This window comes from Bradyrhizobium sp. HKCCYLRH3099 (assembly GCF_051167855.1).
In the GTDB taxonomy this organism is placed as follows: Bacteria; Pseudomonadota; Alphaproteobacteria; order Rhizobiales; family Xanthobacteraceae; genus Bradyrhizobium.
This window is the reverse complement of sequence record NZ_JBNPTW010000016.1, coordinates 23,452-37,896: the sequence shown is the minus strand read 5'-3', so window position 1 is coordinate 37,896 and position 14,445 is coordinate 23,452. Positions and strand designations below refer to the sequence as shown.

General features: G+C 66.0%; 12 protein-coding genes. 9 read left to right on the top strand and 3 right to left on the bottom strand.

Annotated elements, in window-relative coordinates:
* Nucleotides 1-89: 89 nt before the first annotated feature.
* Complete coding sequence (locus tag ACQR1Y_RS25585) at nucleotides 90-911, bottom strand: uracil-DNA glycosylase (protein WP_434877153.1); 822 nt, start codon at nucleotides 909-911, stop codon at nucleotides 90-92.
* A 306-nt stretch (nucleotides 912-1,217) separates the two neighbouring features.
* Between ACQR1Y_RS25585 and ACQR1Y_RS25580 the strand changes: the two genes are divergently transcribed.
* The 3 genes from ACQR1Y_RS25580 to ACQR1Y_RS25570 all read left to right on the top strand — a co-directional run bounded on the left by ACQR1Y_RS25580 (nucleotide 1,218) and on the right by ACQR1Y_RS25570 (nucleotide 5,984).
* Nucleotides 1,218-2,876 carry an electron transfer flavoprotein-ubiquinone oxidoreductase gene (locus ACQR1Y_RS25580; RefSeq protein WP_434876933.1) on the top strand — a complete coding sequence of 553 codons (1,659 nt, stop codon included), beginning with the start codon at nucleotides 1,218-1,220 and terminating at the stop codon, nucleotides 2,874-2,876.
* A gap of 245 nt (nucleotides 2,877-3,121) precedes the next feature.
* Entirely contained in the window at nucleotides 3,122-4,918 is a 1,797-nt protein-coding gene (locus ACQR1Y_RS25575; protein WP_434876932.1) for a tetratricopeptide repeat protein, read from the top strand.
* Between the two features lie 163 nt (nucleotides 4,919-5,081).
* The gene (locus ACQR1Y_RS25570) at nucleotides 5,082-5,984 is read left to right on the top strand and encodes a 4-(cytidine 5'-diphospho)-2-C-methyl-D-erythritol kinase (protein WP_434876931.1); all 903 of its coding nucleotides are present in this window, start codon (nucleotides 5,082-5,084) and stop codon (nucleotides 5,982-5,984) included.
* A gap of 516 nt (nucleotides 5,985-6,500) precedes the next feature.
* Here the strand turns inward: ACQR1Y_RS25570 and ACQR1Y_RS25565 are convergent.
* On the bottom strand, nucleotides 6,501-7,511 hold the full coding sequence (locus ACQR1Y_RS25565) for a polyprenyl synthetase family protein (RefSeq protein ID WP_434876930.1): 1,011 nt from the start codon (nucleotides 7,509-7,511) through the stop codon (nucleotides 6,501-6,503).
* Nucleotides 7,512-7,613: 102 nt separating this feature from the next.
* On the opposite strand from ACQR1Y_RS25565, the gene ACQR1Y_RS25560 reads away from it, so the two are divergent.
* The 6 genes from ACQR1Y_RS25560 to glyS all read left to right on the top strand — a co-directional run bounded on the left by ACQR1Y_RS25560 (nucleotide 7,614) and on the right by glyS (nucleotide 13,583).
* Nucleotides 7,614-7,841, top strand: coding sequence for a DUF2007 domain-containing protein (locus ACQR1Y_RS25560; protein WP_434857035.1), 228 nt, complete (start codon nucleotides 7,614-7,616; stop codon nucleotides 7,839-7,841).
* The gene (locus tag ACQR1Y_RS25555) at nucleotides 7,834-8,610 is read left to right on the top strand and encodes a tRNA1(Val) (adenine(37)-N6)-methyltransferase (RefSeq protein WP_434876929.1); all 777 of its coding nucleotides are present in this window, start codon (nucleotides 7,834-7,836) and stop codon (nucleotides 8,608-8,610) included. The genes ACQR1Y_RS25560 and ACQR1Y_RS25555 overlap by 8 nt, the downstream gene beginning before the upstream one ends.
* Nucleotides 8,611-8,852: 242 nt before the next feature.
* The gene (locus ACQR1Y_RS25550; RefSeq protein WP_434857033.1) at nucleotides 8,853-9,764 is read left to right on the top strand and encodes a S49 family peptidase; all 912 of its coding nucleotides are present in this window, start codon (nucleotides 8,853-8,855) and stop codon (nucleotides 9,762-9,764) included.
* A gap of 108 nt (nucleotides 9,765-9,872) precedes the next feature.
* The gene (locus tag ACQR1Y_RS25545) at nucleotides 9,873-10,061 is read left to right on the top strand and encodes a hypothetical protein (RefSeq protein ID WP_434857032.1); all 189 of its coding nucleotides are present in this window, start codon (nucleotides 9,873-9,875) and stop codon (nucleotides 10,059-10,061) included.
* 126 nt (nucleotides 10,062-10,187) lie between these two features.
* Nucleotides 10,188-11,132 carry a glycine--tRNA ligase subunit alpha gene (locus ACQR1Y_RS25540; RefSeq protein WP_434877152.1) on the top strand — a complete coding sequence of 315 codons (945 nt, stop codon included), beginning with the start codon at nucleotides 10,188-10,190 and terminating at the stop codon, nucleotides 11,130-11,132.
* A 345-nt stretch (nucleotides 11,133-11,477) separates the two neighbouring features.
* A complete protein-coding gene (gene glyS / locus ACQR1Y_RS25535; protein WP_434876928.1) occupies nucleotides 11,478-13,583 on the top strand; it encodes a glycine--tRNA ligase subunit beta in 2,106 nt (701 codons plus the stop codon).
* A gap of 399 nt (nucleotides 13,584-13,982) precedes the next feature.
* On the opposite strand, the gene ACQR1Y_RS25530 is transcribed toward glyS, so the two are convergent.
* Nucleotides 13,983-14,300 carry a DUF1236 domain-containing protein gene (locus ACQR1Y_RS25530; RefSeq protein ID WP_434876927.1) on the bottom strand — a complete coding sequence of 106 codons (318 nt, stop codon included), beginning with the start codon at nucleotides 14,298-14,300 and terminating at the stop codon, nucleotides 13,983-13,985.
* Between the last annotated feature and the right edge of the window lie 145 nt (nucleotides 14,301-14,445).

Here is a 14,445-nt window from a genome sequence, read left to right as displayed (position 1 = left end):
CCCGGAGGGCGACGGCGGAAGCAATCCAGAGTCGTGAGCGGGACTCTGGATTGCTTCGCTTCGCTCGCAATGACGCGGAGAGAGGCGTTTCAAACCGCCAGCACCGTCGCGATCGCGCGCAGATCCTGCCAGGACAGCCGCTTGTAGGACGGCGAGCGCAACAGATAAGCGGGGTGAAACGTCGAGATCGCGCGGATGGTGCGCTTGCCGGTATCGTACTCGCGCCATTTGCCGCGCACGCGCATGATGCCCTCGGTGGTGCCGAGCAGCGCCTGGGTCGACGGGTTGCCGAGCGTCACCAGCACGTCGGGATCGACCAGCTCGATCTGGCGGCGGATGAAGGGCAGGCAGATCTGCGTCTCCTGCGGCGTCGGCGTGCGGTTGCCGGGCGGCCGCCACGGAATCACGTTGGCGATGTACACCTTCGTCCGGTCGAGCCCGATCGCGCCGATCATGCGGTCGAGCAGTTTGCCCGAGCGGCCCACGAACGGCAGCCCCTCGATGTCCTCGTCGCGGCCGGGCGCCTCGCCGACCAGCATGATGCGCGCCTCCGGGTTGCCGTCGGCGAACACCAGCCGCGAGGCTGTCTGTTTCAGCGCGCAGCCGTCGAAATTCTCCAGCAGCTCACGCAGCGCCTGCAGCGTCGGCGCCGTGCGCGCCGCCTCGCGCGCCGAGGCGATCGCGGCATCCGGAGGCGGCGGCGGTTCTCCGCGCGGCGGAATGATCGCAGGCGAGGCCGGCCGGCCGGGCTGCGGCGCCGCGGCCTGCCGCGCGGCAGGAGCCACCGCCGCGGGCGCGGGCTCTGGCTCGACCAGCCGGTTGATCGGCTCGTCCGCAAGCGCGCAATCGACCCCGGCCTCCAGATAGAAGGCGAGCAGCTGCCGGACGTCGGGGAGGGGCTCGGGGGTCATCATCATCGTCAACTCAAGACAGTCTACGCTGTCCCGGCGCATGGCGGAATGCATTTACGTGGTTGTCCTGCCCCGAAAAATCGGAAACAAGAGCTTGGAATAACCCAAAAAAGGGACGGAACGCCCTAGTGTTCCGGCGGCCGCCTTCGCTCCCCTCAGGACCCACCTCCAGCGAAACGCGAACGCCTTGAGGAACCCTAGTTAAGTCATTGTCGCTATTGCAGCTCTCGGGTTTGACCTTTGCTTGCGCCAGGGGGCGGCAGGGGCCACATCCACTGCACCAGCCGGGCCTTGAGATCGAGAGACATGAGCACCGAAGAATTACCCGAGCGCGAATCCATGGAGTTCGACGTCGTGATCGTCGGCGCAGGCCCCTCGGGCCTGACGGCTGCGATCCGGCTGAAACAGCTCAATGCCGATCTCAACGTCGTCGTGGTCGAGAAGGGCTCCGAGGTCGGCGCGCACATCCTGTCCGGTGCCGTGATCGATCCGGCCGCGCTCGACAAGCTCATTCCCGATTGGCGCACGGATGACGACTGTCCGCTGAAGACGCAGGTGCAGGTCGACAAGTTCTACTGGATGACCGAGAACGGTGCGGTCTCGCTGCCGGCCTTCGCGATGCCGCCCTTGATGGACAACCATCACTGCTACATCGGCTCGCTCGGCAATGTCTGCCGCTGGCTGTCGCGCAAGGCCGAGGCGCTCGGCGTCGAGATCTATCCGGGCTTCGCCGCGACCGAGGTGCTGTACAACGAGCAGGGCGCGGTGCGCGGCATCGCCACCGGCGACATGGGCATCGGCCGGGACGGCAAGCCGAAGGCCTCGTTCACCCGCGGCATGGAGCTGCTCGGCAAGTACACGCTGTTCGCGGAGGGCGCGCGCGGCAGCCTCTCCAAGCAGCTGATTTCGAAGTTCGCGCTGGACGCCAAGAGCGAGCCGCCGAAATTCGGCATCGGCCTCAAGGAAGTCTGGCAGATCGATCCCGCCAAGCACAAGAAGGGCCTGATCCAGCATTCGTTCGGCTGGCCGCTCGACATGAAGACCGGCGGCGGCTCGTTCCTCTATCACTACGACGACAATCTGGTTGCGGTCGGCTTCGTCGTGCATCTGAACTACGACGATCCCTATCTGTCGCCGTTCGAGGAATTCCAGCGCTTCAAGACGCATCCCTCGATCCGCGAGGTGTTCGAGGGCGGCAAGCGTCTCGCCTATGGCGCGCGCGCCATCACCGAGGGCGGCTATCAGTCGGTGCCGCGGCTGTCGTTCGCCGGCGGCGTGCTGATCGGCTGCGCGGCCGGCTTCGTCAACGTGCCGCGCATCAAAGGCGTGCACAATGCGATGGGCAGCGCGATGCTCGCGGCCGAGCATATGAACGCCGCGCTCGCCGCCGGCCGGGCCAATGACGAACTGGTGGAGTATGAGAAAGCCTGGCGGGATTCGCCGGTCGGGCAGGACCTGTTCAAGGTCCGCAACGTCAAGCCGCTGTGGTCGAAGTTCGGCACCGTGCTCGGCGTCGTCCTCGGCGGCTTCGACATGTGGTGCAACACGCTCGGCTTCTCGCTGTTCGGCACCCAGTCGCACGTCAAGCCGGATCGCGCCACGCTGGATCCCGCCAAGGCGCACCAGCCGAAGCCTGCGATGAAGCCGGACGGCAAGCTGACCTTCGACAAGCTGTCCTCGGTGTTCTTGTCGAACACCAACCATGAGGAAGACCAGCCGGTACACCTGAAGGTTGCCGACATGGCGCTGCAGAAGAGCTCCGAGCACGACGTCTATGCCGGGCCTTCCAACCGCTATTGCCCGGCCGGCGTGTACGAATGGGTCGAGGACGGCGCGAGCCCGCGCTTCGTGATCAACGCGCAGAACTGCGTCCACTGCAAGACCTGCGACGTCAAGGACCCCAACGGCAACATCACCTGGGTTCCTCCGGAGGGCGGCGGCGGCCCGAACTACGAGGCGATGTAAGTCGCGCCTTTTTGCGCACGATTGCGTGAGTCGGCTGCCCCGGGAGGGGCGGCCGGTCACGATACGGCCATACTGGCGCGGTTTGACGCAGGTCAGCTTTGCCAAAGGGGCTTCCGGCTGACCCGAATATCCTGCAAATCCTTGCGGTTGGCCGCCAAACGCGGCATTGTCGGCGCGCTGAAGAGCTGCCGATCGGGGTCTCGTCCGTGCCGATCCGTCATTTCCAACAACCAGAGCGCACCGTGATGTTATCCATTCGCAATCGCTGGACCGCAATTGCCGTTGCCGCCTTGCTGCTTCCCGGTACCGTTCTGGCACAGACGCCGGATCACCCGGCCGATAACACCGCGAAGTTTCCGACCAGCGTCGATCTGAAGTCGCTCACCACCTCGGGCAGCTATCTCGCCGCCCGCCACGCCAGCGTGGAGCGCGACGCGGCCTCGGCGGCGGCGTTCTACCGCTCCGCGCTGCGCACCGATCCGAAGAACAACGAGCTGCTCGATCGCGCCTTCATCTCCTCGGTCGCCGACGGCGACATCGACGAAGCGGTGAAGCTCGCAGAGCGTGTGCTCGCGGTCGACAAGTCGAACCGCATCGCGCGTCTCGTGATGGGCGTGCAGGACATCAAGCAGAAGAAATACGCGGCCGCGCAGAACAACATCAACCAGTCGGTGCGCGGGCCGATCACCGACCTCGTCGCCACCCTGCTGTCGGCCTGGGCCACGGCCGGCGCCGGCGACTCCAAGGGCGCCGTCGCCAACATCGACAAGCTCACCGGTCCGGATTGGTACCCGCTGTTCAAGGACCTCCATGCCGGCATGATCCTCGAGCTCGCCGGCAAGGAGAAGGAGGCGGGCGCCCGCTTCGAGCGCGCCTACAAGCTCGACGATTCGATGCTGCGCATCACCGAGGCCTATGCGCACTGGCTGTCGCGCAACAAGGACGCGGCCTCCGCCACCGCGATCTATGAGGCCTTCGACAAGAAGCTCGCGCGCCATCCGCTGGTGCAGGAAGGCCTGCGCGACACCAAGGCCGGCAAGAAGATCCCGCCGCTGGTCGATTCGCCGCAGGCCGGCGCCGCCGAGGCGCTTTACGGCATCGGCGCCACCCTGAGCCGCCGCGGCGGCGAGGACCTCGCGCTGGTCTATCTGCAGCTCGCGCTGCACCTGCAGCCGAATCATCCGCTGGCGCTGCTGTCGCTCGCCGATCTCTACGAGACGGTGAAGAAGCCGCAGATGGCGATCAAGGTGTATGAGCGGGTGCCGGCAAGCTCGCCGCTGAAGCGCAACGCGCAGATCCAGCTCGCGACCGATCTCGATGCCGCCGACCGCAGCGACGAGGCGATCAAGATCCTCAAGGACGTGATCGCGCAGGATCCAAAGGATCTCGAAGCCATCATGGCGCTCGGCAACATCGAGCGCGGCCGCAAGAAGTTCGCCGACTGCGCCAAGACCTATTCGCTCGGCGTCGATTCGCTGCCCGCCAACAACGACAAGGCCAACAGCGTCTATTATTACTATCGCGGCATCTGCCTGGAGCGCTCGAAGCAGTGGCCGAAGGCCGAAGCCGACATGCGCAAGGCGCTCGAGCTGCAGCCCGACCAGCCGCACGTGCTGAACTATCTCGGCTATTCCTGGATCGACCAGGGCGTCAATCTCGACGAAGGCATGAAGATGATCAAGCGCGCCGTCGAGCAGCGCCCCGACGACGGCTACATCGTCGACTCGCTCGGCTGGGCCTATTTCCGCATCGGCAATTACGAAGAGGCGGTGAAGAACCTCGAGCGCGCGATCGATCTGAAGCCCGAGGATCCGACCATCAACGACCATCTCGGCGACGCCTATTGGAAGATCGGCCGTAAGCTGGAAGCCAAGTTTCAGTGGGCGCACGCTCGCGACCTGAAGCCGGAGCCGGAAGAGCTGCCGAAGATCGAGGCCAAGATCCAGAACGGCCTGGCCGATGATCCGGCGCCTGCGGCGGCCAGCAACGATACCAAGGACACGCCGGCCGACGCCAAGAAGGACGACGGCAAGGGCGGTTAGGTCCTACCGATCACGATGTGAGAGCCATCACGGGCTCCTCGGCTTGCCGAGGAGCCCGGATTGATTTTGATGAAGGTGTGGTGGTGACGGCCACGTTCGCTTCGGCTGCGGGCCGAGTGCGATCCCGGCCTGCGCCACGGAAGATGTTGGGGGCAAAGCGCCGATGTTGGCGTCCACGGTCACCGGCGCGCTGCAGGAGCAGGGCCGCGCCAAGGTCAATCTCACGCTGCGCGTCGTCGGCCGCCGCGTCGACGGCTATCATGATCTCGAAAGCGTTGTCGCGTTTGCCGACTGCGCCGATCAGCTCACCTTGCTGCCGGGCGAGGGGCTGACGCTGACCACGACCGGGCCGCTGGCGGACGCCTGCGGCGACACGTCGGACAACCTCGTGCTCAAGGCGGCGCGGCTGTTGGCGGAGGCCGTGCCGGGCCTGAAGCTCGGCGCGTTCACCCTGGAGAAGGTGCTGCCGGTGGCTGCCGGCATCGGCGGCGGCTCGGCCGATGCAGCAGCCGCGCTGCGGCTGCTGGCGACGCTGAACGGCCTGGCGCTGGATGATCCGCGCCTGCAGGCGGTGGCGCTGAAGACCGGCGCCGATGTGCCGGTCTGCGTGCCCTCGCGCGCCTGCACCATGACTGGCGTCGGTGAAAACCTGCAGCCGCTCGCGCTGCCGGTCTTGCCTTGCGTGATGATCAATCCGCGCGTGCCGGTCGCGACCAAGGACGTGTTCCAGGCGCTCGGGCTGAAGCCGGGTGATCTGCTGGTCGGGGTGACCGACGTGCTCGCTGCGCCGGCGTGGCCGAAGGCTGGCTCGTCAATCGGCGATTGGGTCAGCGCATTGGATCAGGTGAAGAACGATCTCGAGCCGCCAGCACTGAAGGTGGAGCCGGTCATCGGCACCGTGCTTGAGGCATTGCGTGCGAGCACGGGCGTGTTGCTGGCACGGATGTCGGGCTCGGGCGCGACGTGCTTCGCGATCTATGGCAGCGAGGTGGATGCGAAGGTGGCGGGTGCTGCGATCGCCGCCGCGCATCCGGAGTGGTGGGTGCACGCGGGCACGCTGAGTTAGCTGCTCCGCCGTCATCGCGAGCGAAAGCGAAGCGATGCAGGGGCGACACGGACAGTCTCTTCCACGGCCCCTAGATTGCTTCGGCGCAAGAGCGCCTCGCAATGACGCGTGTAGGAGGCTTGATCGCCTGACCACCGCTGCCATCGCCCGGCCTCGACCAGGCGATCAAGTACGCCGAGACGATTGTGAGTCCACCGATAAGCCACGGCGTACTGGATGCCCGCCTGCGCGGGCATGACAGCGGAGCTCAAACCACAGCCGTCATCGCGAGCGAAAGCGAAGCGATGCAGGGGCGACACGGACAGTCCCCTCCACGGCCCCTGGATTGCTTCGGCGCAAGAGCGCCTCGCAATGACGCGTGTGGCAGGTTTGGTCGCCTCACCACCGCTGCTATCGCCCGGCTTGACCGGGCTATCCGGTACTACGTGACGATCGTGAGTCCACGAGAAGCCGCGGTGTACTGGATGCCCGCTTGCGCGGGCATGACACCATAGGGTGGAGACGCACCCCCGCGAACTAATGCGACCGTGCCAGACAGAACGCCACGACCTGCTCCAGCGCCGTCTTCATCGGTGATCCCGGAAACAGCGCCAGCGCATCCACCGCCATCGCACCATAATGATGCGCGCGGCTGATCGTGTCTTCCAGCGCGCGATGCTTGTTCATCAGGCCGATGGCGTGGTCGAGATCATGATCGTTGATCTCGCCGCGCTCCAGCGACTTGATCCAGAACGCGCGCTCGCTGTCGCTGCCGCGGCGGAAGGCGAGCACGACGGGCAGGGTGATCTTGCCCTCGCGGAAATCGTCGCCGACATTCTTGCCCAGCTTGGCGGCCTTGCCGCCATAGTCGAGCACGTCGTCGACGAGCTGGAAGGCGATGCCGAGATTCATGCCGAAGGAGCGCGACGCGGTCTGCTCGGCCTTGGGACGATCAGCGAGCACCGGGCCGACTTCGCAGGCGGCGGCGAACAACTCGGCGGTCTTGCCGCGGATCACGGCGAGATATTCGTCCTCGGTGGTCGCGGTGTTCTTGGCGGCGGCGAGTTGCATCACCTCGCCCTCGGCGATGGTGGCGGCCGCGGCCGAGAGAATGTCGAGCGCGCGCAGCGAGCCGACCTCGACCATCATGCGGAACGCCTGGCCGAGCAGGAAGTCGCCGACCAGCACGCTGGCCTCGTTGCCCCACAGCATGCGCGCGGACAATTTGCCGCGGCGCATTTCGCTTTCGTCAACCACGTCGTCATGCAGCAGCGTCGCGGTGTGCATGAACTCGACGGCCGCGGCGAGCTTGACGTGACCGTCGCCGCCGTACTCGGTGAGATGCGCCATCGCGAGCGTCAGCATCGGCCGCAGCCGCTTGCCGCCCGAGGAGATCAGATGATTGGCGACCTCCGGAATCATCGTGACGTCTGAGCCGGTCCGCGAAATGATCGTGGCGTTCACTCGTTCCATGTCGGCCGCGACCAGACCGACCAGCCCATCGATCGAAGCGCCCGATGGACTTTCGAAAGGTACGATAACCGCCACGCTGGTCTCCAATTTTGCTATCCTAGGGATCGACAATAGAAACTGCGGCCGCAGGCGGCAAGGGCGGGACACGGAACCTTGACCTGCACGGAGACATAACGATTGAAGGAATTGGTTCGGACCAATGACATCGTGCTGGTTTCGGCAGTCGGGGCGCTGCTGGACGGCGCCGACATCCATCATCTCGTGCTCGACCAGAACATGAGCATCATTGAGGGCTCACTCGGCATCCTGCCGCGGCGAATCCTGGTGCACGAGGACGACAATCTGCAGGCGCGGCGGCTGCTGACCGAGGCCGGGCTCGCGCATGAATTGCGTCCGGATGAGTGACGCCGCCGACCTCACCGAGGACGCCTTTCTCGGCGGGCAATTGCGCCTGCGCCAACCCACGCGCGGCCATCGCGCCGGCCACGATGCGATCCTGCTGGCCGCCGCCACGGCCGCCCGTCCGGGTGATCGCGTGGTCGATCTCGGTGCTGGCGTAGGGGCCGCGGGGCTTGCTTTGGCGCGGCGCGTCGGCGGGCTTGCGTTGACCCTGGTCGAGCGCGCGCCAGATCTTGCCGGCCTCGCGCGCGACAATGCGCATGCCAACGATCTGCAGGCGGACGTGGCCGTGCTGGACGTCGCCGCTGACGCGGCGGCGTTTGCGGCGGCCGGGCTCGGACCTGACAGCGTCGACGTCGTGCTGATGAACCCGCCATTCCACGATGCCGTCCGGCATCGCGCCTCGCCGGATCAGGCGCGCGCGACGGCGCATATGGCGACCGGGACGACGTTGGAGACCTGGACGCATGCGGCGCGGCGGATGCTGAAGTCGGGAGGAGCGCTGACGCTGATCTGGCGGGCGGATGGGCTGTCAGAGGTGCTGGCGGCGCTGGCGCGGGGCTTCGGCAGCCTGGTGCTGCAGCCGGTGCATGGCCAAGCCGGAAAGCCGGCAATCCGTATCCTGGTCCGGGCCGTTAAGGGAGGCCGGGCGCCGACGCAAATTTTCGCAAGCGTGGTGCTGAATGAGGCAGCAGGTGTGCCGAATGAGGACGCGAGACGGGTGTTGGAAGGGAAGGGGGAGCTGGCCTTGAGCTGGCCTTGGCCGGCTCCCTGAACGGGTGATCGGGGTCGCGCGTTACTGCGTCTGCGCCTCGGACTGGCGTTCGGTTACCGCCGTGAAACGGATCGCAGTCAAGAGAGTACCGATCAGCAGCATCAACAGGTAGACCTTCATGGATTCCTCCGCCGCACTCTGCAACTTCGCTCGCCGTGCCATTGCCCAGGGCATAGCAAGGCGCGTTCCAGCCCATTGAATGGCAGTGGGGCGATAAAAAATGGTAAATTCGAGGTAACTGGATGGTGGACAATTTGACACAACCTGCCGCTGCAGAGGGGCCGCTCGATCGGTTGAAGGCGCTGCTCCCGGCCAGGCTGCGCGGTGCGCCGGTGGTGCCCGTGGTCCGCCTGTCCGGTGTGATCGGCGCAGTGACGCCGTTGCGTCCCGGGCTGACGCTTGCCGGCGTCGCCAAGATGCTGGAGCGGGCGTTCTCGATGCGCAACGCCAAGGCGGTGGCGCTGGTGATCAACTCGCCCGGCGGCTCACCGGTGCAGTCGCGTCAGATCTATCTGCGCATCCGCCAGCTCGCGGCCGAGAAGAAGCTGCCGGTGCTGGTGTTCGTCGAGGACGTGGCGGCGTCCGGCGGCTACATGATCGCCTGCGCGGGCGACGAGATCTTCTGCGATCCCTCGTCCATCCTGGGCTCGATCGGCGTGGTCGGCGGCTCGTTCGGGCTGCAGGACCTGATCAAGAAGATCGGCATCGAGCGCAGGCTCTATACGGCCGGCGAGCACAAGGCGATGCTCGATCCGTTCCTGCCCGAAAATCCCGATGACGTGGCGCGGCTCAAGAAGATCCAGCGCGAGATCCACGCGCTGTTCATCTCGCTGGTCAAGGAGAGCCGCACCACGAAACTCAAGGGCGCCGACGACGTGCTGTTCACCGGCGAATATTGGGCCGGCGATACCGCCGTGTCGCTCGGGCTGGCGGATGCCATCGGCGATCTTCGCTCGGTGCTGCGGGCGCGCTTCGGCGACAAGGTGGGGATGCCCGTGGTGGCGCCGGCCGCGGGCCTGCTGTCGGGCCTGCTCGGCCGCCGCTCCCCGGGGGGCGCCGGCAGCGTTGCACTCGGAGGCGGCTGGGCGGGGCTGGCCGAGGAGCTGATCTCCGCCGCCGAAACCCGCGCAATCTGGGCCCGTTTCGGGTTCTAGAGCCCGGCTTCGCGTCATTTCGCCCCTCGCAATCCGGATTGCGAGGGGAACACGGATGAGCGACAATATGAGTCGGGGGTGGCACTCCTCATGAACAAGGATCGACCAATGCCGCCGTTCGTTGCTTTCGCGGGAATGCTGGGCGGGCTTGCCGTGGTTCGCTGGGCCTACAGGACCGCGCAGAAGATCAATCACGAGCTCGAAGAGGCGCGGCTGTCGCGCGTCGCCGAGGCCGCTCCGGCGGAGATCAAGACCCTGCGCCGCGATCCCGTCACCGGCGCCTACCGGCCGGTCTGACCTCGTCCGCGCCTCGAATCGGCGGCTGACTAGGCCGCCGTCATCGGCCTATTGCCTTGATTCCTGATGCCCTCGCCGATACGGTCCGCGCGCTTTTCAGACCTGCGCGAAAGACCGATGCCGACGATGGACGAGCTGCCTCCGCACATGCGCCCCGAACGTTCGTTCCAGGGCTTCATCCTGGCCCTGCAACGGTTCTGGGCCGAGCAGGGCTGCGTGATCCTGCAGCCCTACGACATGGAAATGGGCGCCGGCACCTTCCATCCCGCGACGACCCTGCGCGCGCTCGGGCCGAAGCCGTGGAACGCGGCCTATGTGCAGCCGTCGCGGCGGCCGAAGGACGGCCGCTACGGCGAGAATCCGAACCGGATGCAGCACTACTACCAGTTCCAGGTGATCATGAAGCCGTCGCCGCCGAACCTTCAGGACTTGTACCTGAAGTCGCTCGCCGCGATCAGCATCGACGCCGCCGTGCACGACATCCGCTTCGTCGAGGACGATTGGGAGAGCCCGACCTTGGGCGCCTGGGGCCTCGGCTGGGAGTGCTGGTGTGACGGCATGGAGGTGTCGCAGTTCACCTATTTCCAGCAGGTCGCGGGCTTCGAATGCGCGCCGGTCGCGGGCGAATTGACCTACGGCCTCGAGCGCCTGGCGATGTACGTCCAGGGCGTCGACCGCGTCTACGACCTCAACTTCAACGGCCGGGACGGTGATCAGAAGGTCACCTATGGTGACGTCTTCCTGCAGGCCGAGCGCGAATATTCGCGGCACAATTTCGAGCATGCCGACACCGACATGCTGTTCGAGCAGTTCAAGATGGCCGAAGGCGCCTGCCGAAAGTATCTCGACGCCGGCTGGCGCGAGGGCCGCAAGGAGCACCTGATGGCGCTGCCGGCCTACGACCAGTGCATCAAGGCCAGCCACGTCTTCAACCTGCTCGATGCCCGCGGCGTCATCTCCGTCACCGAGCGCCAAAGCTACATCCTGCGCGTCCGCGAACTGGCGAAAGCCTGCGGCGAAGCCTGGCTGCACACGGAAGCGGGCGGGGCGGGGGCTGCGACAGCTGGCTGAGCGCGCGCCGCTGAAGTCGTCCTCATTTTGATATGAATCGAGATCTTTCGTGCCGTCGAACGTCGCAACACACGCGGTGCCTCTGCCCCCCTCCCCCTTGCGGGGAGGGGGCGGGGGTGGGGGTCTCCGGGCGATATGCCTGATGGGGCGCCACACGCCTTTGCATCAAGCCGCGCGCTCGATCGCCCACAACAAAGTCCTCGTCAGTCCTGACGACGCTCATCACCACCTTCAGCGCGCGCCGACCCCCACCCCCAACCCCTCCCCGCTGCCGACAATCGCTGCGCGATTGCGGCGTGGGGGAGGGGAGCGCAGCAGCGCCAGCCCGACCAACGAGTTCAACTAATGCCCGATCTTCTCCTCGAACTGTTCTCCGAAGAAATCCCCGCGCGCATGCAGGCCAAGGCGGCCGAGGATTTGCGCCGCATGGTGACCGACAAGCTGGTCGCCGAGGGCCTCGTCTACGAGGGTGCCAAGGCGTTCGCGACGCCGCGGCGGCTGGCGCTGACGGTGCACGGCATTCCCGCGCGACAGGCGGACCTGAAAGAGGAGCGCAAGGGCCCGCGCGTCGGCGGTCCCGATGCGGCGATCCAGGGGTTTCTGAAAGCCACCGGCCTGTCCTCGCTCGACGAGGCGACGATCCAGCGCGATCCGAAGAAGGGCGATTTCTACGTCGCGCTGATCGAGAAGCCCGGCCGCGCCACGCTCGACGTGCTCGCCGAGATGCTGCCGGTGATCGTGCGCACCTTCCCGTGGCCGAAATCGATGCGCTGGGGCAAGCGCTCGGAAAAGCCGGGCGCGCTGAACTGGGTGCGGCCGCTGCACGCGATCACCGCGACCTTCGGGCTGGAGACCGAGGAGCCCGATGTCGTGAGCTTCGCGGTCGACGGCATCGAGGCCGGGCAGACCACCTATGGCCACCGCTTCCTGGCGCCGGCTGCGTTCAACGTGCGCCGCTTCGAGGACTACGAGGCCAAACTGCTCGACGCCAAGGTCGTGCTCGATCCGCAGCGCCGCAAGGACACCATCGTCACCGACGCCAAGCAGCTGGCGTTCGCGCAAGGCTATGAGCTGGTCGAGGACCAGGTGTTGCTCGACGAGGTCTCCGGCCTCGTCGAATGGCCGGTCGTGCTGATGGGCTCGTTCGACCCGGAGTACCTGAAGGTCCCCGGCGAAGTGATCCGCGCCACCATCCGCAACAACCAGAAATGCTTCGTGGTGCGCGACCCTAAGACCGAAGGGCTCGCGCCGAAGTTCATTCTCACGGCGAACATCGAGGCGACCGACGGCGGCAAGACCATCATCGCCGGCAACGAGCGCGTCATCCGTGCCCGGCTGTCGGACGCGAAGTTCTTCTATGAGACGGACTTGAAGACGAGGCTCGAGGATCGGCTGCCGAAGTTCGAGCAGATCGTGTTCCACGAGAAGCTGGGGACGCAGGCCGCGCGGATCGCTCGCATCGAGCGGCTCGCCGCCGAGATCGCGCCGCTGGTCGGCGCCGATGCCGCGAAGACCGCGCGTGCGGCAAAGCTCGCCAAGGCCGATCTCTTGACGGAGGTGGTCGGCGAGTTTCCGGAAGTGCAGGGCCTGATGGGCAGGTACTACGCGCTCGCCCAAGGCGAGGACGCGTCGGTTGCCGCGGCCTGCGAGGAGCACTACAAACCCCAGGGGCCGGGCGATCGCGTGCCGACCGACAAGGTTGCGGTGGCGGTGGCGCTGGCCGACAAGCTCGATACGCTGGTCGGGTTCTGGGCCATCGACGAGAAGCCGACGGGCTCGAAGGACCCGTACGCGCTACGCCGTGCGGCGCTGGGTGTGATCAGATTGATCACCGAGAATGTGCTGCGCCTGTCGTTGTTGCAAGTCTCTGCTTCCGCGCTGACGGGCCTGCAGGTGAAGAGCGCGCATGAGCCTGACAAGCTCACGGCCGATTTGCTCTCCTTCTTCGCTGACCGCCTAAAAGTCCAACTGCGCGAGCAGGGCGCGCGTCACGATCTCGTGGACGCCGTGTTCGCGCTCGGCGGCCAGGATGATCTGTTGATGGTCGTCCGCCGCGTCGAGGCGCTCGGCAAATTCCTCGACAGCGACGACGGCAAGAACCTGCTCGCCGGCACCAAGCGCGCCTCCAACATCCTCGCCATCGAGGAGAAGAAGGACAAGCGCAAATTCGAGGGCGCTGCCGACGCGGCGCTGTACAAGCTCGACGAGGAGAAGGCGCTGGCGAAGGCGATCGGCGAGGTGGCTGCCGAAGCGGGCGCTGCCGTCGCCAAGGAGGATTTCGCCGCGGCGATGAGCGCGATGGCGAAGCTTCGTCCGGCGGTCGATGCGTTCTTCGACAAGGTGAAGGTCAATGACGACGACGCCGCGATCCGCGAGAACCGGTTGAAGCTCTTGAACGAGATCCGCAGCGCCACCCGCGCGGTGGCGGATTTCTCGAAGATCGAGGGCTGAGCAGCCTGGATCGCTTCGCTGCGCTCGCGATGACGTCTGTGGCTCGAACTCCGCTGTCATGCCGGCGCAGGCAGGCAATCCAGTACGCCGCGGCTTTTCGGTGGACACACAGTCGTCTCGGCGTACGGGATCGCCGGGTCGAGCCGGGCGATGACAGCTGTGGTGACGGTGACAAGGCCTGCCACACGCGTCATTGCGAGGCGCTCTTGCGCCGAAGCAATCCAGGGGCCGTGGAGGCAGACTGTCAGTGTCGCCCCTGGATCGCTTCGCTGCGCTCGCGATGACGAGCTAAGCTATGACAGCGCCAAAAAAGTAAGCCCCGCCCGGCGGGGGGAACCGGGCAGGGCCTTTACATCTGGCCGCTTGCGGGGGCGTTGGCGACCAAATGCGTCTCTATAACTACTCAACCACCTGAATGATCCGCCGCGATCGCGGTTCGACCAGAACAGTTTCGCCGTTCACCACCGTGTAGCGATAAGGTGTCGCACCGAAGCGCTGCGGAACGTCGTAATATGTAACACCTGACTCCGGCAGAACGGTCCCCACAACGACGCGATCGGGGATCACATAGTTGGGAACACGCTCGCGCACGACGTATTCGCGGAATTCCGGACGCCGCTCCACGGTGATAAGCGGCGCGTCATCCTCCACGACGACGCTGCGGCCGACCGTATAGGACTGCGCCTGCGCGGCCGCCGGGATCACGACTGCAGCCACGAGGGGTGAGTTGGGTTCGCATGAGCAGGACTCCTTGGCTGTTGAACGCTCAAGTGAGAGGCCGGCACGCGCCGGGTACCTGCTCCCCAATGCTGCCCTTCAGCCATCGTTCCCACGGGAACACTGGGCATTTTCGCGGCAGTTC